This is a genomic window from Micromonospora sp. MGP-C2, assembly GCF_057766525.1.
Genome location: NZ_JBYMEN010000002.1, coordinates 12,616 through 37,572, shown reverse-complemented (window position 1 = coordinate 37,572; position 24,957 = coordinate 12,616). Strand labels below are relative to the sequence as shown.

At 73.9% G+C, this 24,957-nt stretch carries 3 protein-coding genes; all 3 read right to left on the bottom strand.

All coding sequences use genetic code 11. The features are described 5' to 3' along the window. Nucleotides 1-19: 19 nt before the first annotated feature. From AC3CF1_RS00035 to AC3CF1_RS00025, 3 genes are read right to left on the bottom strand one after another with little or no spacing between them, the layout of a single operon-like run. A complete protein-coding gene (locus AC3CF1_RS00035; protein ID WP_488449192.1) occupies nt 20-4,873 on the bottom strand; it encodes a type I polyketide synthase in 4,854 nt (1,617 codons plus the stop codon). Then, nucleotides 4,873-15,534: a type I polyketide synthase gene (locus tag AC3CF1_RS00030; protein ID WP_488449191.1), complete on the bottom strand. Its 10,662-nt coding sequence runs from the start codon at nt 15,532-15,534 to the stop codon at nt 4,873-4,875. Before AC3CF1_RS00030 ends, AC3CF1_RS00035 begins: the two co-directional genes overlap by 1 nt. A 36-nt stretch (nt 15,535-15,570) precedes the next feature. Beyond that, entirely contained in the window at nt 15,571-24,948 is a 9,378-nt protein-coding gene (locus AC3CF1_RS00025; protein WP_488449190.1) for a type I polyketide synthase, read from the bottom strand. Nucleotides 24,949-24,957: the final 9 nt, after the last annotated feature.

Genomic DNA, 24,957 nt, shown 5'->3' with positions numbered 1-24,957 from the left:
CCCCTTGTGAGCGTGCGGGTCAGGCGATGCCGAACTTCTTGCCGAGGAGTTCGAACATCTCCTCGTCGGTGGCGTCGGCCAGGGCTTCGCCCGCGGTCTCCACCGGCTCGGCGCGGCCGTGCTTCCAGTCGGCGACGAGCGCCTGCATGCGGGTCATCAGCCGGACGTACGTGACGTCGTCCGGTTCGAGGCTGTCCAGGGCCGCTTCCAGCCGGTCCAGGTCGTCCAGCGCGGAACTGTCGTCGGCGCCGCCGCACAGGCTGTCCAGGAAGGCGGCGAGCGTGACCGGGTTCGGATAGTCGAAGACGAGCGTGACGGGCAGCCGCAGCCCGGTGGCGGCGCCCAGGCGGTTGCGCAGCTCCACGGCGGTCACCGAGTCGAAGCCGAGCTCCTGGAACGCCTTCTTCGGCGGCACCTCGTCGGCCGAGGCGTAACCGAGCACAGTGGCCACCTGCGCGCGTACCGTCTCCAGCAGGACCTTGGCCCGCTCGGCGGGCGGCAGGCCCGCCAGGCGCGCCGTGGCACTCTCGCCGGCGCCGTCCCCGTCGCGGGCGATGGCCGCGAGCACCTGCTGTGCCTCCGGGATCGCGCTGACCAACGGGCTGGGCCGGGTCGCGGTGACCGCGACGAAGAACCGCTCCCACCGGATGTCGGCGACGGTGAGGAACGGCTCGCCGTGCTCCACCGCCTGGCGCAGCGTGGTGATCGCCAGCTCGGGTGCCATCTCGGCGACGCCGTGGCGGGTCAGCAGCTCACCGAACTCGCCGTCGGCCATGCCACCGCCACCCCAGGCGCCCCAGGCGATAGCGGTGCCCGGCAGGCCGAGCGACCGGCGGTGCTGCACCAGGGCGTCCAGGTAGGCGTTGGCGGGGGCGTAGTTGCCGACGCCGGAGCTGGCCACTGTGCCGGCGAACGAGGAGAACGTGACGAACGCGTCCAGGTCCAGGCCCCGGGTCAGCTCGTGCAGGTGGCGGGCCGAGTCGACCTTGGCGCGCAGGACACCGTCGACGCGGTGTGTCTCCAGTGCGTCGATCACGCAGTCGTCGAGGACGGCGGCGCTGTGCACGACAGTGGTCAGCGGGGTCTTCGCGGGGATCGCGTCGATCAGCGCGGCCAGGGCGTCCCGGTCGGCGGCGTCGCAGGCGGCCACTGTGACTGTCGCGCCCAGCGCGGTGAGGTCGTCGCGCAGCCGTTCCGCGCCGGGCGCGTCCGGGCCGCGGCGGCTGACCAGCAGCAGGTGCTCGGCGCCGTGCTCGGCCAGCCAGCGGGCCAGTTGGGACCCGAGGCCGCCGGTGCCGCCCAGGATGAGGGTGGTGCCGCGCGGCTGCCAGCTCCGCGCCGGGCTGCGGTCGCCGACCGGGGCGCGCATCAGGCGCCGGCCGAGGAGGCCGGGCGGACGGATCGCGGCCTGGTCCTCGCCGATCGCGCCGGAGAGCAGGGCGCAGAGCAGGCCGGCGCCGCGCTCGTCGAGCGTCCCGGGCAGGTCCACGAGACCGCCCCAGCGTTCCGGGTGTTCGAGCGCGGCCACCCGGCCGAAGCCCCAGAGCAGCGCCTGGACCGGGTTGGCCAGGGGGTCGGCCGGTCCGGTGCCGACCGCGCCGTGCGACGCGCACCAGAGTGGGGCGCCGACGCCGAGGTCGCCGAGGGCCTGCACGAGTACGACGGTGGCGGCGAAGCCGCGCGGGGTGGAGCGGTGCCCGTCCAGGACCCGCTCGTCCAGGGCTAGCAGGGACAGCACCCCGTCGGGGCGGTCGCAGCCGGCCGCGTCGAGCGCCAGGGTGAGCTGGGCGGCCAGGGCGGTGCGCTGGACGTCGACCGGGTCGATCTCCAGCGGCACCACCTGCGCGCCGCCCGCCCGCAGGGCTCCGCTGACCTGGGCGGGCAGCGGGGAGTCGAGACCGGCCGGTACGGCGACCAGCCAGGTGCCGGTGAGACGGGCCGGCTGGTCGGGGACGCGGACCCACTCGTCGCGGTAGCGCCAACTGTCCAGCATCGAGCCGGTCTGCCGCTGCCGCCGCCACGACGACAACGCCGGGAGCAGGTCCCCCACGGCCGCCGGGTCGGCGCCGATGGTCTCGGCGAGCACATTCGCGTCCTGCCGCTCGACGGCGTTCCAGAAGACCGCGTCGTCGGTGCCCGAGGTGGCGACGGCGGGAGCCGGAGGCCGCTGGCCGCCCAGCCAGTACGGCCGGCGCTGGAAGGCGAAGGTCGGCAGCGGCACGATGCGCCCCTGCGGCTGGACCGTCGCGAAGTCGACAGCGGCACCGTGCACGTACGCCGCGGCCAGTGACTGGGTGAACCGGCGGAGCCCTCCGTCGCCGCGGCGCAGCGTGCCGAGGACCACGGCGTCGCCACCGGTCTCCTCGGCGAGGCCGGTGAGCCCGGCGATCAGCACCGGGTGCGGGCTGATCTCGACGATCAGGGCGTGACCGGCGCCCAGGGCGGTGCGGACCGCCCGGTCGAGGCGGACCGGGTTGCGCAGGTTGTCGTACCAGTAGCCGGCGTTCATCGCAGTGCCGTCGATCGGCTCGCCGGTGACCGTGGAGATGATCGGGACGGTGCCGGCGGTCGGCGTGATCCCGTCCAGGAGTCGGGCCAGCTCGTCCTCGATCGGCTCGACCTGGGCGCAGTGCGAGGCGTAGTCCACCTGGACCTGCCGGGCGCGGACACCGGCCGCCTGGGCCGCGGCCAGGAAGCATGCGACGTCGGCGCCGGCCACGACCACGCTGGACGGGCCGTTCACGGCGGCGACGGCGATGCCGTCGGTGAGCAGTGGTTCGACCGCCGAGAGCGGGGCGTTGACCGACACCATGCCGCCGGTGCCGGACAGGGCCAGCAGCGCGCGGCTGCGCAGGGCGACCACCTTGGCGGCGTCGGTCAGCGACAGCGCGCCGGCCACACAGGCGGCGGCGATCTCGCCCTGGGAGTGGCCGATGACCGCGCCGGGTCGTACGCCACGGGAGATCCAGGTTTCGGCGAGCGAGACCATCACCGCCCAGAGCGCGGGCTGCACCACGTCGACCCGGTTCAACGCGGCCGGGTCGGTGGAGCGCAGCACGTCGAGCAGCGACCAGTCGACGTACGGGTCGAGGGCGGCGGCACACTCGGCGATCCGGGCGGCGAAGACCGGCTCCTGGTCGAGCAGTTCGGTCGCCATGCCGAGCCACTGCGAGCCCTGGCCGGGGAAGACGAAGAGTGGCCTGCCGCCGAGCTGCCGGTCGGCCCGGGGGGCGCTGCCGTCGGGGAACTCGGCGAGGATCTGCAGCATCTCCCTGCGGTTGGAGCCGACGACGACGGCGCGGTGGTCGAAGGTGGCCCGGGTCTTCCACAACGAGTGGCCGACGTCCGTCGGTGTGAGCGAGGGGTGCCGGGTCAGGTGGTCGTGCAGGCGCCGGGCCTGCTCGACGAGGCCGGCCTCGGTACGTGCCGAGATCGGCCACGCGGCGAGCTGGCCGTCGGTGGCGTCGGTGGCGTCGACGGGGGTCTCGGCCGGTGGCTGCTCCAGGATGATGTGCCCGTTCGTGCCGGAGACGCCGAACGACGACACCCCGGCCCGGCGCGGGTGCCCGGTCTCCGGCCACGGGATCGTCTCGGTGAGCACCTGCGCGGCGCCCGCCGACCAGTCCACGTGCGAGGTGGGCGCGTCGACGTTGAGTGTCTTCGGCAGGACCCCGTGCTGGATGGAGAGCACCGCCTTGATCAGCCCGGCGATGCCGGCCGCCGACTGGGTGTGCCCGATGTTCGACTTGACCGAGGTGATCCAGAGCGGGTGCTCCGCCGGACGGCCCCGGCCGTACGTCTCCAGCAGTGCCTGCGCCTCGATCGGGTCGCCGAGGGTGGTGCCGGTGCCGTGTGACTCGACGGTGTCGACCTGGTCCGGGGTGAGCCGCGCGTTGGCGAGCGCGGCCCGGATGACCCGCTCCTGGGCCGGCCCGTTCGGCGCGGTCAGGCCGTTGGAGGCACCGTCCTGGTTGGTCGCGCTGCCGCGCACGATCGCCAGGATCGGGTGGCCGTTGCGCTGCGCGTCGGAGAGCCGCTCGGCCATGATGATGCCGACGCCCTCCCCCCAGGCGGTGCCGTCGGCGGCCTCGGCGAAGGGCTTGCACCGGCCGTCCGCGGCCAGCCCCTTCTGCCTGCTGAACAGGATGAACGCACCCGGCGCCGCCATGATCGTGACGCCGCCGACCAGGGCCAGGTCACACTCGCGCGACCGCAGCGACTGGACCGCCCAGTGCATCGCGACCAGCGACGACGAGCAGGCCGTGTCCACCGTGACGGCCGGGCCACCGAAGCCCAGGCTGTACGCGATCCGGCCGGACGCGACGCTGGTGGTGGTGCCGGTGCCGAGGTACATGTCGACGCCCTCGGGCGCCTCGTGCAGCGCGGTGCCGTAGTTCTGCTGCGTGATGCCGACGAACACGCCGGTCTGGCTGCCGCGCAGGCTTTGCGGGTTGACACCGGCCCGCTCGATCGCCTCCCAGGACGCCTCCAGCAGCAGCCGCTGCTGTGGGTCCATGGCGAGCGCCTCGTGCGGGCTGATCCCGAAGAACGCGGCGTCGAAGTCGGCGGCGTCGGTCAGGAACGAGCCCTCCCGGACGTAGCTCTGGCCGGGTGCGTCCGCGTCCGGGCTGTAGAGCGACTCCAGGTCCCAGCCACGGTCGGCGGGGAGCGGGCCGAGCGCGTCGCGCCCGCCGACCAGCATCTGCCAGAGGTCTTCCGGCCCGCGTACGCCTCCGGGGAACCGGCAGCTCATCGAGACGATCGCGATCGGCTCCCGGTCACGGTTCTCGGCCTCGTGCAGCTGCTGCCGGGTCTCCTGCAGGCTGGTGGTGACCTTCTTGAGGAAATGGCGAAGCTTCTCGTCGTCTGCCATCACGACACTCCGAACTCTCGGGTGATGAACTCGAACATTTCGTCGTCGGTGGCCGACTCGAGGTCCTGCGCCACGTCCGCGGCGCCGGTGGGCTCCAGCCCGGCCAGCAGGTCCCGCAGGCGACTGGTCACCTGCTCGCGGACCGGTCCGTCGCCGGGCAGCGTGGCCACGGCGGCTTCGATCCGACTCAACTCGGCCAGCAGCGGCTCGGCCGCCCCGACCTCGTCCGGCACCACCTGCGCCCGCAGGTACGCGGCGAGCGAGTGGGCGTTCGGGTAGTCGAAGACGAGGGTGGCGCGCAGCCGCAGGCCGGTCGCGACGTTGAGCCGGTTGCGCAGCTCGACGGCGGTCAGCGAGTCGAAGCCCAGCTCCTTGAACGGCAGGGTCGGGTCCACCTCGTCCGGGCTCGGGTAGCCGAGGACCGCGGCGACGTTGGCGCGTACCACCTGGAGGACCAGGGCGTCGGCGTCCTCGTCGGCGAGACCGGCGAGCCGCTGGGCCAGGCCCACCACCGACGGGCCATCGGCCGGTTCGGCGACCGGCCGGGTGGCGCCACGGACCAGGCCGCGCAGAAGCGCCGGCACTGTCTCCACCGGCTGGTTGCGCAGCCCGGCCAGGTCCAGGTCGGCGGGGATCAGCAACGGCTCGTCCAGCACACCTGCCGTGTCGAACAGGGCGAGCGCCCGGGCGGTCGGCAGTCGCCGGACCCCGCCGCGCGCCACCCGGCGCAGGTCGGCGCCGTCCAGGTGCCCGGTCATGCCGCTGGCCTGCTCCCACAGGCCCCAGGCCAGGGATTCGGCGGGCAGGCCGAGCGCCCTGCGGTGGCGGGCCAGCTCGTCGAGGAAGGCGTTCGCCGCCGCGTAGTTGCCCTGCCCCGCGCCGCCCAGCACGCCGGCCGCCGATGAGAAGAGCACGAACCGGGCGATCTTGCGGTCCCGGGTCAGCACGTGCAGGTTCCATGCGGCGTCGGTCTTCGGCGCCAGTACGGCGTCGATGCGCTCCGGGGTCAGCGCGGTGACGACACCGTCGTCGAGGGCGCCCGCCGCGTGCACGACGGTCAGTGGCCGGTCGGCCGGGATTCGGTCCAGGACCGCCGCTAGGGCGTCCCGGTCGGTGGCGTCGCAGGCCTCCACTGTGACCTCGGCGCCGAGGTCGGTCAGGTCGATGACCAGGTCGTCCACCCCGTCGGCGGAGCGTCCGCGACGTCCGGTCAGCACCAGCCGCCGAGTGCCGTGCTCGGTGACCAGGTGCCGGGCGAGCAACCCGCCGAGGGTGCCGGTGCCGCCGGTGATCAGCACGGTGCCGTCCGGGTCGCCGGGGGTGATGTCCGCGCGCGGTTCCGGGGCGACCGGGACCGGCGCCAGGCGTGGTGCCAGCGGGCGGCCGGCACGGACGACCACCTGCGGCTCGCCGGAGGCGACCGCCGGGACGGCCACCGCGAGTGAGGTGGGATCGTCGTCGAGGTCGAGCAGGACGAACCGGTCCGGGTTCTCGGCCTGGGCGGTGCGGATCAGGCCCCACGCGGCGGCCGCGGCCAGGTCACGGGCCGCATCGTCGGTGTTCGCCGCGACCGCGCCGCGGGTGACGACGACCAGGCGCGACGCGCCGAAGGCCGGCTCCGCGAGCCATCGCTGCACCAGGTCGAGTGCGAGCGTGGTGCTGTGCCGGGCGCCGACGCCGGGTTCGGCCGTCCGCAGTGGATCTGCTTCGAGCGTCGCGAAGACCAGCTCGGGTACGGCCGGCGCGTTCGCCAGCGCGGCCAGGTCCGGATACCCGGTCCCGGCGACACCGGTGAGCTGGTACGGGTCGGCGCCGACGACGGCGGTGCTCGGCGCGGTTGCGGGCAGCACCGGAGTCCAGTCCAGCCGGTACAGCGACTCGTGGTCGCCGCCACGGGCACTGGCCAGCCGGTCCGCCGAGACCGGCCGCATGATCAGCGAATCGATCTCGGCGACCGGGGCGCCGGTGCTGTCGGCGACGGTGAACGAGACACCGACGGCGCCGGCCGGCTTGAGCCGGATCCGGAAGCTGGAGGAGCCGGTGGCGTGCAGCGAGACGCCACTCCAGACGAACGGCAGGCGGCTCCGTTCGGCGGGTTCACCGTCGCCCATCCGGGTCAGGAAGTTGTTGAGCGACATGGCCTGGAGCCCGGCGTCGAGCAGGGCCGGGTGCATGCCGTACGCGCCTGCGGCGGCCCTGCCCGACTCGGGCAGGGACAGTTCCGCGTAGACGTCGTCCTCGGTGACCCAGGCGGCGCGCAGGCCCTGGAACATCGGTCCGTAGTCGAACGCGGTCCGGCTGACGGCCTCGTAGAACTCGGTGAGGTCGACCGGCCGGGCGCCGGGCGGTGGCCAGGTGGTGAGGTCTGTCGGTGCGGCCGGATCGGCGGCGGTGCTGATCGCGCCGGTGGCGTGGTGGATCCAGCCGGTGGGGCTGAGCGCGTCGGCGGGCTCTCCGTCGTCGGAGCGGGAGCGGACGTTGAAGGCACGTCGGCCGTTGCCGTCCGGTGGGCCCACCCAGAGCTGTAGTTGGCGGGCCCCGCGCTCGGGCACGATCAGCGGGGTGAGCAGGGTCAGTTCTTCCAGCCGCCGGCATCCGGTCTGGTTGGCGACGTGCAGGGCGAGTTCGACGAAGGCGGTGCCGGGCATGACGTTGGCGCCCATCACCTTGTGCTCGCCGAGCCACGGGTGGGCCTCGACGGAGAGCAGGCCGGTGAAGAGGACCGCGTCGGAGTCGAGCAGCGGGATGGCGGCGCCGAGCATCGGGTGGTTGGCGGCGCTGAGTCCGGCGGTGGCGATGTCGGCGGTGACCGGGAGGTTGACCTCGTCGACCCAGAACCGCTGGTGCTGGAACGGGTAGGTGGGCAGGTCGACGGTCCGGGTCGGCGGGACGACGGTGCTCCAGTCGACGGGGGCGCCCTGCACCCAGGCCTCGGCGAGGGCGCGCACCACCTGCCGGGGGCCGCCTTCGCCTCGTCGCAGCGTGCCGACGGCGGGAACGTCGGCGGTGTCGGCGATCGCACCGGTCAACACGGGGTGCGCGCTGACCTCGATGAAGATCCGATGCCCGGCGGTGTACGCGGCCTGCACGGCCTGGTCGAGCCGCACCGGTTGACGCAGATTGCGATACCAGTAGTCGGCGTCCATCTGACCGCCGTCCTCCACCGTGGAGAACACCGGAACCGCACCGGGCTGCGGTCGCACCCCGTCCAGGACACGGGCCAGTTCCGCCTCCACCGGCTCGACCAGAGCGCAGTGCGAGGCGTAGTCCACCTTGACCCGCTTCGCCCGCACCCCGGCCGCCTCCGCAGCGGCCAGGAACGCGTCCAGGTCAGCACCCGCGACAGCGACACTCGTCGGGCCGTTGACCACCGCGACGCTCACACCCTCGGTCAACAACGGGGTGACCACGTCCAAACCGGCGTTGACCGACACCATCCCACCACTGCCCGCGATCGACAGCAGAGCCTTGCTCCGCAACGCCACGACCCTCGCCGCATCGCTGAGCGACAGCACCCCGGCCACACAGGCCGCCGCGATCTCCCCCTGCGAATGACCGATCACGGCGTCGGGCGTCACGCCCCTGGCCCGCCACACCTCGGCGAGAGAGACGTGCACCGCCCACAGGACCGGCTGGACCACGTCGACACGCTCCAACGGATCGTCGGACCGCAGCACCTCCAGCAGGTTCCAGTCCACGAACGGATCCAAGGCCGCCGCGCACTCCGCGATCCGCGCCGCGAACACCGGCTCCGCATCCAACAACCCCGTGGCCATACCGACCCACTGCGAACCCTGACCGGGGAACACGAACACCACGCCGGCCGTACGGGCCGCACCGGAGATCACCGTGCTGGACGGCAACCCGTCGGCCAGGGCCACGAGGCCACTGCGGTGATCCGGACCGAGCACCACCGCCCGCTGGACGAACTGGGATCGGGCCACCAGCGAGTGAGCGACCTCGGCCGGGGCCGAGCCAAGGTCGGTGAGCCGGCGGGCCTGGTCGGCGACAGCCTTGGCGGTACGCCCGGACAGCACCCACGGCACGTCCTGCGACACCACGGCCGGCTCGTCGACCGGCGCGGCCGGCGCCTCCTCGATGATCACGTGCGCGTTGGTGCCGGAGACACCGAACGACGAGACGCCGGCCCGGCGCGGACGCCCGTACGCCTCCCACGGCCGGGCGTCGGTGAGCAGCTCGACAGCGCCGGCCGACCAGTCCACCTCGGGGGTGGGCTCGTCCACGTGCAGGGTGCGCGGCATCGTCTCGTTGCGGATCGCCGCGACCATCTTGATGATCCCGGCGACGCCGGCGGCGGCCTGCGCGTGCCCGATGTTCGACTTGATCGACCCGAGCCGCAGCGGCCGGTCCGCGGGCCGGCCCTGACCGTAGGTGGCGAGCAGCGCCTGTGCCTCGATCGGGTCACCCAGCACCGTCCCGGTGCCGTGCGCCTCGACCACGTCGACGTCGGCGGTGCCCAGGCCCGCGTTGGCCAGGGCGGCCCGGATGACGCGCTGCTGAGAGGGGCCGTTCGGGGCGGTCAGCCCGTTGGAGGCGCCGTCCTGGTTGATCGCGCTGCCCCGGACCACGGCGAGGACCTGGTGGCCGTTGCGCCGCGCGTCGGAGAGCCGTTCGACCACCAGGACGCCGGCGCCCTCGGCCCAGCCGATCCCGTCGGCGGACCCGGCGAACGACTTGCACCGACCGTCCGGGGCCAGCCCGCGCTGCTGGCTGAACGCGACGAACGCGGCCGGGGTCGCCATCACCATCACGCCACCGACCAGCGCGAGGGAGCACTCCCCCTGCCGCAGCGCCTGGGCCGCGAGGTGCAGCGCGACCAGCGACGACGAGCAGGCGGTGTCCACCGACAGCGACGGCCCCTCCAACCCGAGCGCGTACGAGACACGACCAGAGATGACGCTGGCGGTGGTGCTGGTCAGGCCGAAACCGCCCACGCTGGACGGGTCACGGCCGAGCACGCCGCCGTAGTCCTGGCCGCTGGTGCCGGCGAACACACCGGTCCGGCTGCCGCGCAACGACACCGGGTCGATGCCGGCCCGCTCGATCGCCTCCCAGGAGACCTCCAGGAGCACCCGCTGCTGCGGGTCCATCGCGACGGCCTCGCGGGGGCTGATCCCGAAGAACGCGGCGTCGAAGTCGGTGGCCCCGTCGAGGAAGCCGCCCTCCCGGACGTAGAAGCCACCCGGTCGGTCCGCGTCCGGGTCGTAGAGACCCGCGATGTCCCAGCCCCGGTCCTCCGGAACCCCGGTGATCCCGTCGGTGCCCAGGTCGACCAGGTGCCAGAGGTCCTCGGGCGTCCGCACACCTCCGGGGTAGCGGCAGGCCATGCCGACGATGGCGATCGGCTCGTCCACGGCGATCGGCGCGGCCTCGGGGCTCGCCGGTGCCGGCGCCTCGATGCCGATCAACTGGTCGTGCAGGTATCCGGCGAGCGCCTGCGGGGTCGGGTAGTCGAAGATGAGGGTGGCCGGCAGGCGCAGCCCGGTCGCACCGCCCAACTGGTTGCGGATCTCCACTGCGGTCAGCGAGTCGACGCCGAGTTCGGAGAGGGGTTGCTGCGGCGGGACGGCCGCCGGACCGGAGTGGCCCAGGACGGCGGCTGCCTGTCCGCGTACGAGATCGAGCAGTGCCCGCTCCCGGTCCGCCTCGGCGAGGGCGGCGAGGTGGGTGAGGAACGCGTTGCCGGCGCGGGTCTTGGTGCCCGGCCTGCCACCCGGCAGCCGGACCAGACCGCGCAGCAGCACCGGGACGCCGCCCTGGGCGGCCTGCGCGCGCAGCGCGGCGAAGTCCAGCCGGGCCGGCGCGACCACCGGTACGGACGCGGCGATCGCCCTGTCGAAGAGCGCGAGCGCGTCGTCGGACGGCATCGAGACGATGCCGCCGCGGGCGATGCGGGAGAAGTGGGTGTCGTCCAGGTGCTCGGACATGCCGCTGCGGGCGTCCCACAGGCCCCAGACCAGCGACACCGCGGGCAGCCCGGCGGCCCGCCGGTGCTGGGCGAGCGCGTCCAGGTAGGCGTTCGCCGCCGCGTAGTTGCCCTGACCGCCACCGCCGAGGGTCGCGGCGAGCGAGGAGAACAGGACGAACGCGCTGAGGTCCGCGTCCCGGGTCAGCTCGTGCAGGTGGTGGGCGGCATCGACCTTGGGCCGCAGCACCGCGCCGACCCGGTCCGGGGTGAGCGCGCTGACCACGCCGTCGTCGGAGACCCCGGCGACGTGCACCACGGCGGTCAGGGGATGCGCGGCGGGCACCGAGGCGAGCAGCGCGGCGACCGCGTCCCGGTCGGCGGTGTCGCAGGCCTCCAGGGTCACCGCGGCGCCCAGCCTGGTCAGTTCGGCACACAGCTCGGCGGTGCCTTCGGCGGCGCCGCCCCGGCGGCTGGTGAGCAGCAGGTGCCGCGCGCCGTGCCGGGTGACGAGGTGCCGGGCGAGCAGGCCGCCCAGGGTGCCGGTGGCACCGGTGATCAGAACGGTGCCGTCCGGGTCGAGCGGGCGGTGCGGCTCGCGGGCCGGGGCGAGCCGGGCCAGCCGGGGCACCCGAACCGTGCCGCGCCGGACGGCGATCTGCGGTTCGCCGGAGGTGACCGCCTCGATCAGCCGGCCCGCGCTCTCCGGGTGCGCGTCCAGGTCGGCCAGGACGAAGCGCTCCGGGTTCTCCGACTGGGCCGAGCGGATCAGGCCCCAGACCGGGGTGGCGGACAGGTCGGTGACGTCCTCGTCCGGGCCGGCGGCGATCGCCCCGTGGGTGACCAGGACCAGCCGGGCCCCGTCGAAGGCCGGGTCGTCCAGCCAGTGCTGCGCGGTGACCAGCGCGGCGATGGTGGTGGTGTGGGTGGATCGCGGGTCCGGGTCCGTCCCGGAGCAGCCGGCCAGGACCAGGTCCGGGCGGTCCGCCCCACCGGCCACTGCGACACCGAGGGCCGCGAGGTCCGGGTAGCGGTCGACGCCGCGAGCGTCGAGTTCGGGCAGATCGTCGCCGAGGATCACGATCCGGCCCGGGTCGACGGCGGTGGTCGTGACGGCCGGCCAGTCGACGTGGAAGAGCGTGTCGTCGGTGGTGGCGAGTTGTTCGGCGGAGATGGGCCGCAGGGTGAGCACCCGCACCTCGGCGACCGGCGCGCCGGTGGCGTCCGCGACGGCGACGCTCACGTCGGCGTTCTCCGCGATCCGCACCCGGACCCGCAGGTCGGTGGCGCCGGCCGAGTGCAGGGCGACGTCGTTCCAGGCGAACGGGAGCCGGTTGCCCTGCTCGGTGGTGCGGGCCGGGAGCAGGCCGGTGGCGTGCATGGCCGCGTCGAGCAGCGCCGGGTGCAGGCCGAAGTCCGCCGGGTCGGTGCCGCTGCCGTCCGGGATACGCACCTCGGCGTACGCGTACTCGCCGGCCACCCAGGCCCGCTGGAGCGCCTGGAACGCGGGTCCGTAGGTGAAGCCCTGCGCGGCGAGCCTGTCGTAGAAGCCGGTCAGGTCGGCGGGGTGCGCCCCGGCCGGCGGCCAGTTGGTGAAGTCCCGCCAGTCGGCGGTGGACGCCTCGGCGGCCTGGACCACACCGGCGGCGTGGCAGGTCCACGGCTTGTCCGGGTCGGTGACGTCAACCGCTCGGGAGTGGACGGTCACCGCGCGGGAGCCGTCGTCCTCGGCCGGGCCGACCCACACCTGAAGTTCGGTGTCGCCGCGCTCGGCCAGCACCAGCGGCGTCTGGAGGGTGAGTTCCCGCAGATGACCGCAGCCGACCTGCTCACCGGCGCGCAGCGCGAGTTCCACGAAACCGGTGCCGGGCACCAGCACGGTGCCCTGCACGGCGTGGTCGGCGAGCCAGGAGTGCTGTTCCAGGCTGAGACGGCCGGTGTAGAGGAAGCCGCCGCCGTCGGCGAGCGCGACGGCCGCGCCGAGCAGTGGGTGCCCGGCCGGGCGTACGCCCACGTTGGTCAGGTCGCCGGTCCATCGGCGCGAGGTGTCCGGCCAGTAGCGCTCGTGTTGGAAGGCGTAGGTGGGCAGGTGCACCGGCCGGCCGGCGGGGAGCACGGCACGCCAGTCCGGGGACACACCGTGCACGTGCAGGCGGCCGACCGCGGCGAGCAGGGCAACCGGTTCGGGACGGTCCTTGCGCAGCGCGGCGACGACCACCTGACCGCCGGTCAGGCAGTCCTCGGCCAGCGCGGTGAGGACGCCGCCCGGGCCGATCTCCAGCAGGGTGGTGACGCCGGCGTCCGCCAGGGCGGTGATGCCGTCAGCGAAGCGGACCGCGTCCCGGACGTGCCGCACCCAGTAGGCGGCGTCCTGTCGTTCGTCGAGCCGGCCGGTGACGTTGGAGACGATCGGGATTCGCGGTTCGTGATAGGTGATGCTCTCGGCGACCCGGCGGAAGTCGTCGAGCATCGGCTCCATCAGCGCCGAGTGGAAGGCGTGGCTCACGGTCAGCCGCTTGGCCTTGCCGAAGTGCGCGGCGACAGCCTCGACCGCGTCCTGCCGGCCGGAGAGCACGATGGAGCGCGGGCCGTTGACCGCCGCGATCGACACGCCCTCGGTCAGCAGCGGCAGCACCTCGGCCTCGGTGGCCCGAACCGCGATCATCGCCCCGCCCGAGGGCAGCGCCTGCATCAGCGTGCCGCGAGCGGCGACCAGGGTCGCGGCGTCGGCCAGGGACAGCACCCCGGCGACGTGCGCCGCGGCCAGCTCACCGACGGAGTGACCGATCAGGTGGTCGGGGACGATGCCCCAGGACTCGATCAGCCGGTACAACGCCACCTCGACGGCGAAGAGACCGGCCTGGGTGTAGGCGGTCTGGTCCAGCAGGCCGTCCGGGTTCTCCGCGATCACCTGGCGCAGCGGCTGCTCCAGGTGCGGCTGGAGCGCGTCGCAGACCTCGTCGAACGCCGCCGCGAAGGCGGGGTACGCGGCGGCCAGCTCGGTGCCCATGCCGGCGCGCTGGGAGCCCTGGCCGGCGAAGAGAAAGGCGGTACGCGCTGTCCCCCGCTGGCCGATGAGCACTCCGGTGTCGAGGCGCCCCTCCGCCAGCGCCGCGAGCCGGTGCACCAGGTCGGCGCGGTCACCGGGCAGGAGCACAGCCCGGTGGTCGAACGTGCCGCGGGAGGTCGTCAGGGCGTACGCCAGGTCGCGCAGGTCGACCCGGTCGTCGCCGGCCACCCTGGCGAGCAGTTTCGCCGCCTGCGCCCGCAGTGCCCGTTCGGTGCGCCCGGACAGCAACCACGGTCCGTCCGGCGTCGGGCTGACCGCCGGCGCGGGCGCGGTGTCGTCCGCGACCTCCGGGGCCTGTTCGAGGACGACGTGCACGTTGGTGCCGCTGACCCCGAACGAGGAGACCGCCGAGCGGCGGGGCTCCCCGGTCCGCGGCCACGGTCGCCGGCTGGTGAGCAGCTCGACGGCGCCCTCGGACCAGTCGACCTGCGGGGTCGGCTCGTCGACGTGCAGCGTCTGCGGCAGGACACCGGCGCGCATCGCCAGGACCATCTTGATGATGCCGGCGACCCCGGCGGCGGCCTGGGTGTGCCCGAGGTTGGACTTGATCGAGCCGAGCCACAGCGGACGCTCCGGGTCGCGGTCCTTCCCGTAGGTGGCGATGAGGGCCTGCGCCTCGATGGGGTCGCCGAGGCTGGTGCCCGTGCCGTGCGCCTCGACAGTGTCGATCTGCGCCGGGGTGAGGCCAGCGTTGGCCAGTGCGCGTTGGATGACGCGCTGCTGCGCCGGGCCGTTCGGCGCGCTGAGCCCGTTGGAGGCGCCGTCCTGGTTGACCGCCGAGCCGCGGATCACGGCGAGGATCGGGTGGCCGTTGCGTTGCGCGTCGCTGAGCCGCTCCAGGACGAGCACACCGGCGCCCTCCGCCCAGCCGGTGCCGTCGGCCGCGGCGGCGAACGCCTTGCACCGCCCGTCGCCGGACAGCCCGCCCTGACGGGAGAACTCCAGGAACGCGCCGGGGGTGGCCATCACCGTGGCGCCGCCGGCCAGCGCGAGCCCGCATTCCTGCTGGCGCAGGGCCTGCGCCGCGAGATGCAGCGCCACCAGCGACGACGAGCACGCGGTGTCGACGGTGACCGCCGGGCCCTCCAGCCCGAGGCAGTACGAGACCCGCCCGGAGACGACAGCGGCGGCGTTGCCGGTGAGCAGGTGCCCTTCCAGTCCTTCGGAGGCGCCCAGCAGCAGCGTGCCGTAGTCCTGACCGGCGGTGCCGGCGAAGACACCCGTCTGGCTGCCCTTCAACGTCGACGGGTCGATCCCGGCGTCCTCCAGGGCCTCCCAGGTGACCTCCAGCAGCATCCGCTGCTGCGGGTCCATGGCGGTGGCCTCGCGCGGCGAGATGCCGAAGAAGGCCGCGTCGAAGTCGGCCGCGTCGTAGACGAAGCCGGCCTGGCGGGCGTCGGAGGTGCCCGCCGCCCCGTCGCCGAACAGCGCGTCCAGGTCCCAGCCCCGGTCGTCCGGGAACTCGGCCATCGCGTCGCGTCCGTCGAGCAGCAGTTGCCACAGGTCCTCGGGGGCACGCACGTCGCCGGGGAAGCGGCAGCCCATGCCGATGATGGCGATGGGCTCCTGCTCGCCCGCCTCGACCTCGCGCAGCCGTTGCCGCGTCTGGTGCAGGTCGGCGGTGACCCGCTTCAGATAGTCGAGGAGCTTGTCTTCAGTCAGCATCGCTTGCCAACCCCTCCGGATGCGCGCATCGTTCGGTCAGGACACCGAAAGTTGCGTGTCGATGAAGTCGAAGATCTCGTCGGCGCTGGCCGACTGGAGCTTCTCGGTGACGGTGTCGCCGCTGTGTTCGGTGGTTCCGTGCAGGTCGGCCAGGAGTGTCTGGAGCCGCGCGGTGAGCTGCGACCGCGCGCCCTTGTCGAGGGTTCGCCCGGCGATCAGCCCGGCGAGCCGGTCCACCTCGGCCAGCAGCGGCAGCTCGGCAGCCGAGTCACCGACGATCCGGCCCACCAGGTGTGCGGTGAGGGCCCGGGCGTTGGGGTGGTCGAAGGCCAGCGTCGCCGGGAGCTTGACGCCGGTCGCCACGCTGATCTGGTTGCGCAGCTGCACCGCCGTCAGCGAGTCGAAGCCCAGTTCCTTGAACGCCCGGTCCGGCTCGACCGCCGTGCTGTCCGGGTGGCCGAGCACCGAGGCCGCCTGTGCGCGGACCAGGTCGAGCAGGACGGCGTCCCGCTCGGCCGGGTCCAGGCCGTCGAGCCGGCGCAGCCACGGCGCGCTCGACGGGTCGCCGGTGCCGGCGGCCACCGCGGCACGCACCGCGGGCAGGTCGCTGACCAGGCGCGGCGGGCCGGCCGGGTGCTGTTCGGTGAAGCGGTCCCAGGCGATGTCGGCCAGCACGACCCGGGTGTCGGCGTGGTCGAGGACCTGACCCAGCGCGGTCAGGGCGGCCGGGGTGGGCAGCGGGGTGGTCGCGGGGTCGTCGGTGGCCTCGCTCTGCGCCCATCCGCTCCAGGCGATCGAGGTGGCGGGAAGGCCGGCGGCGGTGCGCCGGTCGGCCAGGGCGTCGAGGTACGCGTTCGTGGCGGCGTACGCGCCCTGCCCGGTGCTGCCGAGCGTCCCGGCGAGCGCCGAGAACAGCACGAACGCGGTCAGGTCGTGATCGCGGGTCAGCTCGTGCAGGTGACGGGCGCCGGTCGCCCGGCCGGCGGCGACGGCGGCCAGACGCGCACCGGTGAGCCCGGTCAGCAGGCCCGAGTCGCGGGTTCCCGCGAGGTGGAAGACGGCGGTCAGGTTGTCAATGCCGTCGAGCAGTCCGCGTACCGCGTCGCGGTCGGCGACGTCGCAGGCGGCGATGGTCACCCGGGCGCCGAGCTGTTCCAACTCGGTGCGCAGGTCACCGGCGCCGGGGGCGTCCGGGCCTCGGCGGCTGGTGAGCACCAGGTGCTCGGCGCCACGTTCGGCAAGCCAGCGGGCCACCTGTGCGCCGATCGCGCCGGTGCCACCGGTGATCAGTGTGGTGCCGGTCGGTGCCCAACCGGTCGTCGGCGCCGGGGCGTTGAGCGGCGCCGGTCGCAGGCGGCGGGCGACCGCCCCCGCGGACCGGATGGCCACCTGGTTCTCGCCGGTTGAACCCGGCTCGCCGCGAAGGGTGACGGCGAGCCGGGTTCCGGCCACCGGGTCGAGAGTGTCGGGCAGATCGATCAGCCCGCCGAAGCGCTGCGGGTCCTCGGCCTCGAGTACGGGTCCAAGGCCCCAGAGCATCGCCTGGGCCGGATGCGGCACGTCCTCGCCGGGGGCGACGGCAACCGCCCCACGGGTGACGCACCACAGTTTCGCCGGGGAACCGATGTCGCCGAGCGTCTGCAGCAGCGTCAGCGTGGCGGTCGTCCCGGTGGTGATCTGCGGGTTCTCTCGATCCGGACGTTGGTCGAGCGCGAGCAGCGACAGGACGCCGGCGAGCGGGATGTCGATGTCGGAGAGCCGGTTGAGCAGACTGGCCAGCTCGGCGCGCTCGGTGGTGGCGGGTGCGATCTCCAGGACCTCCGCGCCGTGCTCGCGCAGGGCGGCGGCGCAGTCGGTGGCGATCCGGTGCTGGTCGGTGGTGTCCGGTACGACGAGCAGCCAGGTGCCGTCGAGCCGGGGCGGTGTGCCGGCGTCCGGGATGGGGGTCCAGCCGACGGTGTGGCGCCAGGTGTCGGTGGTGTCCCTCTCCCTGCGGGCGCGCCGCCAGGTGGCGAGCGCGGGCAGCAGGTCGCCGCCGTCGCCGGTGATGCCCAGTGGGCTGAGGTCGCCGTCCTCGACGGCCTTCCAGAACTCGCTGTCCACCGGGTCGGTCGCGCTCATCGCGCCGCCTCCGGTGGGCCAGTAGCGCTGGTGCTGGAACGGGTAGGTGGGCAGGTCGACGACCCGGGTGGCCGGGATGACGGTGCTCCAGTCGACCGGGGCTCCCTGCACCCAGGCCTCGGCCAGCGACCGTACGACCTGGTCGGTGCCACCGGCGTCGCGGCGCAGGGTGCCGATCGTGGCCGCGTCCACAGTGTCGGCGATCGCGCCGGTGAGCACCGGGTGGGCGCTGACCTCGATGAAGATCCGGTGACCGGCGGCGTACGCGGCCTCGACGGCCAGGTCCAGGCGCACCGGCTGGCGTAGGTTGCGGTACCAGTAGGCGGCGTCCATCGTGGCGCCGTCCAGAACAGAGGAGAACACCGGCAGCGCACCGGCCAGCGGCGTGACACCGTCGAGCAGCCGGGCCAGCTCGGCCTCGACCGGCTCGACCAGGGCGCAGTGCGAGGCGTAGTCGACCTTCACCCGCCTGGCGCGTACGCCGGCTGCCTCCGCGACGGCCAGGAAGACGTCGAGGCTTTCCGGAACCCCGGCGACGACCACGCTGGTGGGGCCGTTGACGGCCGCGACGCTCACGCCGTCGGGAAGCAACGGGGTGACCGCGTCCAGGCCGGCGTTGACCGAGACCATGCCGCCCGTGCCGGCGATCGTCAGCAGCGCCCTGCTGCGCAGCGCGACCACCTTGGCGGCGTCGCCGAGGGAGAGGACCCCGGCGACACAGGCCGCCGCGATCTCACCCTGCGAGTGACCGATCACCGCGTCCGGTACGACACCCCTGGCCCGCCAGACGTCGGCGAGGGCGACGTTGACCGCCCAGAGGACGGGCTGCACGACGTCCACCCGCTCCAGCCACCGCGGGTCGTCGGAGCGCAGGACGTCGAGCAGGTTCCAGTCGACGAACGCGTCCAGGGCCGCGGCGCACTCGGCGATCCGGGCCGCGAAGACCGGCTCGGCGTCGAGCAGTCCCACCGCCATGCCGATCCACTGTGAACCCTGGCCGGGGAAGACGAAGACGACCTCCGCGTCGGGGTACGTCGACCCGGAGATGACTGTGCTCGACGGCAAACCGTCGACCAGCGCGTCCAGACCGGGCGCGTGGTCCGGGCCGAGCACGACGGCCCGCTGGCTGAACGCCGAGCGGGTCGCGGCCAGCGAGTAGGCCACCTCGCCGGGTGCGGCGTCCAGCGCGGCGAGCCGCTGGGCCTGGTCGGCGACCGCCTTCGCGGTGCGCCCGGTCAGCAGCCACGGCACGTCCGACGTTGTCGCGGTGACCTCGTCGGCGTCCACGGCCGGCGCTTCCTCGATGATCACGTGGGCGTTGGTGCCGGAGACGCCGAACGAGGAGACACCGGCCCGACGCGGGCGCTCGCCCGCACTCCACGGCCGCGGCTCGGTGAGCAGCTCCACCGCGCCGTCGGACCAGTCCACCTGCGGCGTCGGCTCGTCTACGTGCAACGTCCGCGGCAGGGTCCCGTGGCGCAGCGCCTCGACCATCTTGATGATGCCGGCGACACCGGCGGCGGCCTGGGTGTGCCCGATGTTCGACTTGACCGACCCGAGCCACAGCGGCTGGTCGGCGGGACGTTCCTGACCGTAGGTGGCGAGCAGCGCCTGGGCCTCGATCGGGTCGCCGAGCCGGGTGCCGGTGCCGTGCGCCTCGACCACGTCGACATCCGCGGCGGACAATCCGGAATTGGCGAGAGCGGCCCGGATGACGCGTTGTTGGGAGGGCCCGTTCGGCGCGGTCAGACCATTCGAGGCACCGTCCTGATTGACAGCGGAACCGCGCACCACAGCGAGTACGCGGTGACCGTTTCGGCGCGCGTCGGAAAGCCTCTCCACGAGGAGCATTCCGACGCCCTCGGAGAATCCGGTGCCGTCGGCGGCACCCGCGAAGGCCTTGCAGCGGCCGTCGGCGGCCAGGCCCCGCTGACGGGAGAAACCGACGAACAACGACGGGGTCGCCATCACTGTCACACCACCGGCCAGGGCGAGATCGCACTCGCCGCTGCGCAGGGCCTGCGCCGCGAGATGCAGCGCCACCAGCGACGACGAGCAGGCCGTGTCGACGGTGACCGCGGGCCCCTCCAGGCCCAGGACGTAGGACACCCGGCCGGACAGGACCGCGCCGGCGTTGCCGGTGGCCAGGTAGCCCTCCAGGCCTTCGGAGGCGCCGAACAGCACGGCCGAATAGTCGGAGCCGTTGGTGCCGGCGAAGACGCCCGTACGCGAACCGGCGAGTGCCGCCGGGTCGATTCCGGCGCGCTCGACGGCCTCCCACGAGGCTTCCAACACCAGCCGCTGCTGAGGATCCATCGCTAATGCCTCACGCGGATTGACACCAAAGAATTCGGCATCGAACTCACCTACGTCGTAGAGGAACCCGCCATTCCGGGTGTATGTGGTCCCAGCGTTGTCGGGATCGGGATCGAACAACACCCCTAAATCCCAGCCCCGATCCGTAGGAAACGCGCCCATGCCGTCGCCGTCCGCGCTGACCAGCCGCCACAGGTCCTCCGGGGAGCCGACTCCGCCCGGGTAGCGGCAGCTCATGCCGACGATGGCGATCGGCTCGTCGGCCGCCACCGGGGTCGTCGGGGCCGGGGTGGCCGGTCCCGGGTCGGTGTCCACTAGCTGTTCCCGCAGACGGGCGCTGAGGGCGTGCGGCGACGGGTGGTCGAAGACCATGGTGGCCGGCAGGCGCAGGCCGGTGGCGCGGGCCAGCCGGTTGCGCAGCTCGACGCCGGTCACCGAGTCGAAGCCGAGTTCCTGGAAGGTGCGGCGCGGCTCGACCGCCTCCGGTGACGGGTAGCTGAGCACCGCGGCCACCTGGGCGCGGACCAGGTCGAGCAGCGTGCGCCGCTGGTCCGCCTCGGACTGGCCGGCGAGCTGCCGGGCGTACCCGTTGGTGGGTGTCGCGGCCGGGTCGTCGGCCGCGGTCGTCGCGGCGCGCGCCAGCAGTTCCCGCACCTCGGGCACCGCGTCGAGCAGCGGGGCCGCGCGGGTGGCGGTGAAGGCGACGAAGTACCGCTCCCAGGCGATGTCGGCGATGGCCAGGTACGTCTCGTCGTGGTCGACCGCGCCGCGCAGCGCCTCGATGGCGAGCGCTGGTTGCATGCCGGGCATGCCGTGCCGGTCGAGCAGGTCGCCGAACCGGCCGTCGGCGAGTCCGCCGCCGTCCCAGGCGCCCCAGGCCACCGAGAGGGCGTGCCGGCCGGCCGCGCGACGCTGCTGGGCGAGCGCGTCGAGGTAGGCGTTGGCCGGGGCGTAGTTGCCCACGCCGGAGCTGGCGAGGGTGCCGGCCACCGACGAGCAGAGCATGAAGACGGCGAGGTCCAGGTCGCGGGTCAGCTCGTCCAGGTTGGTCGCGGCGGTCATCTTGGCGTGCAGGGCACGCGACATCCGGTCGACGTCGAGGGCGTCGACGACGGTGTCGTCGATGGCGGCGGCGGTGTGCACGACGGCGGTCAACGGGTGCGCGGCCGGCACGTCCGCGAGGACCCGGGCCAGCGCGTCCCGGTCGCCGGCGTCGCAGGCCACCACGGAGACCGTGGTGCCCAGTCCGGTGAGTTCGGCGGCGAGGTCGGCGGCGCCCGGCGCGTCCGGTCCACGGCGGCTGAGCAGCAGCAGGTGCCCGGCTCCGGAGCGGGCCAGCCAGCGGGCGATGTGGCCACCCAGCGCGCCGGTGCCCCCGGTGATCAGGACGGTGTCCTCGGGGTTCCAGCGGCGGGTCGGGGCCGTCTCGGCGAGCGGCGCGCGGACCAGGCGGCGGCCGAAGACACCGCTGCTGCGCAGTGCCACCTGGTCCTCGCCGGTGGCGCCGGAGACGACGGTGGCGAGCAGTCGTCGGGTGCGGTCGTCCAGTTCGGCCGGGAGGTCGACGAGCCCACCCCACCGGTCCGGGTGCTCCAGCGCGGCGACCCGACCGAAGCCCCAGGCCAGGGCCTGGGCCGGGTTGGTGACCGGGTCGGTACGACCGACCGACACCGCCCCCGAGGTGGCGCACCACAGGGGCGCACCGAGGTCGGCGATCCCGAGTGCCTGGGTGAGCGCGACAGTGGCGGCGAAGCCGGCCGGCACGTCCGGGTGCTCCGGCAGCGGCTGTTCGTCCAGGGCGAGCAGGGAGAGGATGCCTCCGGGCTGCGCGCCGCGCAGGGTGTCGGCCAGCGAGTCCCGGTCGGCGGTGCGGGTGTCGACCTCGACGGCGATGACCCCGGCGGCGTGCTGGCCGAGGGCGTCGAGGGCCGCGGTGACCCGGTCGTCGTCGCGCCGCCCGGCGGGCACCAGGACCAGCCAGGTGCCGGCGGGGGCGCCGTCGGCGCCTCCCGGGTGCGGGCGCCACGCGATGTGGTACCGCCAGGAGTCGACGGTCGCCTGGTCGCGACTGCCCCGGTGCCACGAGGCGAGGCTGGGCAGGATCGGCTCGACCACGTCACCGGGGACCCCGAGGGTGGCGGTGAGCGCGTCGACGTCGGCGCGGTCCACAGCCGCCCAGAAGCCGGCCTCGGCCGGGGTGCCGCTGCCGGTGCCGGTGCTCGGGTCGGCGGCGCCGAACTCCACCTCCAGCCAGAAGCGCTGGTGCTGGAACGGGTAGGTGGGCAGGGCGACGGTACGCGCGCCGGGGAACACCGCCGGCCAGTCCAGTCGGACGCCGTGCACGTGGGCCTCGGCCAGTGACCGGGTGAAACGGTCGAGGCCGCCCTCGTCCCGGCGCAGGCTGCCGATGACCGCGGCGGCGTCGTCGTCCGTGCCGCCGAGCAGTTCGGTGAGCCCGCCGGTCAGGACGGGGTGCGGGCTGCACTCGATGAAGACGGTGTGCCCGTCGGCGCGCAGGCGTTCCACGGTCTGCGCGAAGAGGACCTGCTGGCGCAGGTTGCGGAACCAGTAGTCGCCGTCCAGCGTCGTGGTGTCCAGCGGCTCGCCGGTGACAGTGGAGTAGAACGGGATGACCGCCGGGCCGGGCGTGAGCCCTTCCAGGGCGGCCAGCACGGCGTCGCGGATCCGCTCCACGTGGGCGGAGTGCGAGGCGTAGTCCACGTTGATCCGCCGGGCTCGTACGCCGTCGCGCTCGCACTCGGCGAGCAGTTCGTCCAGGGCGTCCGCGTCGCCGGCCACGACCACCGACGCCGGCCCGTTGACCGCGGCGACGCTGATCCGACCGGGGTAGGTCTCCAGTCGTCGCCGCACCGCCTCGGCGGGAGCCGCGACCGAGACCATGCCGCCGAGCCCGGACAGCGCCGAAAGGGCCTGGCTGCGCAGCGCGACGACCTTCGCACCGTCCTCCAGGGACAGTGCGCCGGCGACGACCGCGGCGGCGATCTCGCCCTGGGAGTGGCCGACGACCGCGGCCGGGGTGACACCGTACGAGCGCCACAGCTCGGCGAGCGAGACCATGACCGCCCAGAGCGCGGGCTGCACCACGTCGACAGGCTTCAGCACGGCCGGGTCGGTGGAGCGCAGCACGTCGAGCAGGGACCACTCGGTGTGCGGCCGCAGAGCCGCGGCGCACTGCTCGATCCGCGCGGCGAACACCGGCGCGCTGTCCATCAGCTCGGCGGCCATCCCCACCCACTGGGAGCCCTGGCCGGGGAAGACCAGCACCGCGCCGGTCGCCTCACCCCGGGAGGCGTACGCGTCCGCGGTGTCCGGCCCCTGGTCGGCGAGCGCATCCAGGCGCTCGCGCAGGCTCGCCAGGTCGCGGCCGACCAGCACGGCCCGGTGTTCCAGGGCGGCCCGGGTGGTGGCCAGGGAGAAACCGACGTCCGCCGGATCGACGGGTCCGGCGGTGTCCAGGTGGGTGGCGAGGCGGCGGGCCTGGTCGCGCAACGCCGCCTCGGTACGCCCGGACAGCACCCAGGGCAGGGCCCCTCCGGTCGGCGCCGGGGTCACCGGCTCCGACGACGGGGCGGGGGCCTCCTCCAGGATCACGTGCGCGTTGGTGCCGCTGACCCCGAAGGCCGACACACCACCGCGCCGGGGCAGCCCGGTGTCCGGCCACGGCAGGCGTTCGGTGGCCAGCGCGACAGTTCCCGCCGACCAGTCGACCTGCGGGGTGGGCTCGTCGACGTGCAGGGTGGGCGGGACCACGCCGTGCTGGATGGCCAACGCCATCTTCATCATGCCGGCGATGCCGGCGGCGGCCTGGGTGTGGCCGATGTTCGACTTGACCGATCCGATCAGCAGGGGCCGCTCGGCGGCGCGCTGCTTGCCGTAGGTGGCGATCAGGGCCTGTGCCTCGATCGGGTCGCCGAGGGTGGTGCCGGTGCCGTGGGTCTCGACCACGTCGACCTGGGCTGCGGTCAGCTTCGCGTCGGCGAGCGCCTGACGGATCATGCGCTGCTGGGCGGGGCCGTTCGGGGCGGTGAGACCGTTGGACGCGCCGTCCTGGTTGAGGGCGCTGCCGCGGACCACAGCGATGACCGGGTGGCCCCGGCGCTGCGCGTCGGAGAGCTTCTCCAGCAGCACCAGGCCCACGCCCTCGGCCCAGCCGGTGCCGTCGGCGGACGCGGCGAACGGCTTGCAGCGGCCGTCGCGGGCCAGGCCACGCTGCCGGCTGAACTCCACGAACGGGGTCGGCGTCGACATGATCGCGACGCCACCGGCGAGGGCCAGGGAACACTCGTCGCGGCGCAGCGCCTGGGCCGCCAGGTGCACGGCGACCAGCGACGACGAGCAGGCGGTGTCGATCGTGACGGCCGGCCCCTCCAGGCCGAGGGAGTACGCGATCCGCCCGGACACCACGCTGGTCGAGCTGCCGGTGAGCAACTGCCCCTCGATGGCGTCCGGCGCGCTCATCAGCACCCGGGCGCTGTAGTCCTGCATGGTGACGCCCGCGTAGACACCGGTGCTGGTGCCGCGCAGCGACAGCGGGTCGATCCCGGCGCGTTCGAAGGTCTCCCACGCCGACTCGAGCAGCAGTCGCTGCTGCGGGTCCATGGTGAGCGCCTCGCGCGGCGAGATCCCGAAGAACGCGGCGTCGAACTCGCCGACCTCGTCGATGAACCCGCCATGCTTGGTGTACGTGGTGCCGCGGTGCTCCGGGTCGGGGTCGTAGAGCTCCTCCACGTTCCATCCCCGGTCGGCGGGGAACTCGGTGATGCCGTCCCGACCGTCGGCGAGCATCCGCCACAGCTGTTCCGGGCTGTTCACACCGCCCGGGAAGCGGCAGCTCATCGCGACGATCGCGATGGGCTCCTGGTCGCGTGACTCGACGGCCTGCAGCTGACGCTTGGTGCGCCGCAGATCAGCGGTGACCTTCTTGAGGTAGTCGAGAAGCTGCTGCTCATCGGCCATCGTTCGGCC

Excerpts from the sequence above, each read along its gene's own strand:
- AC3CF1_RS00035 (WP_488449192.1), bottom strand. The coding sequence starts at position 4,873 with ATGGCAGACGACGAGAAGCTTCGCCATTTCCTCAAGAAGGTCACCACC.
- AC3CF1_RS00030 (WP_488449191.1), bottom strand. The coding sequence starts at position 15,534 with ATGCTGACTGAAGACAAGCTCCTCGACTATCTGAAGCGGGTCACCGCC.
- AC3CF1_RS00025 (WP_488449190.1), bottom strand. The coding sequence starts at position 24,948 with ATGGCCGATGAGCAGCAGCTTCTCGACTACCTCAAGAAGGTCACCGCT.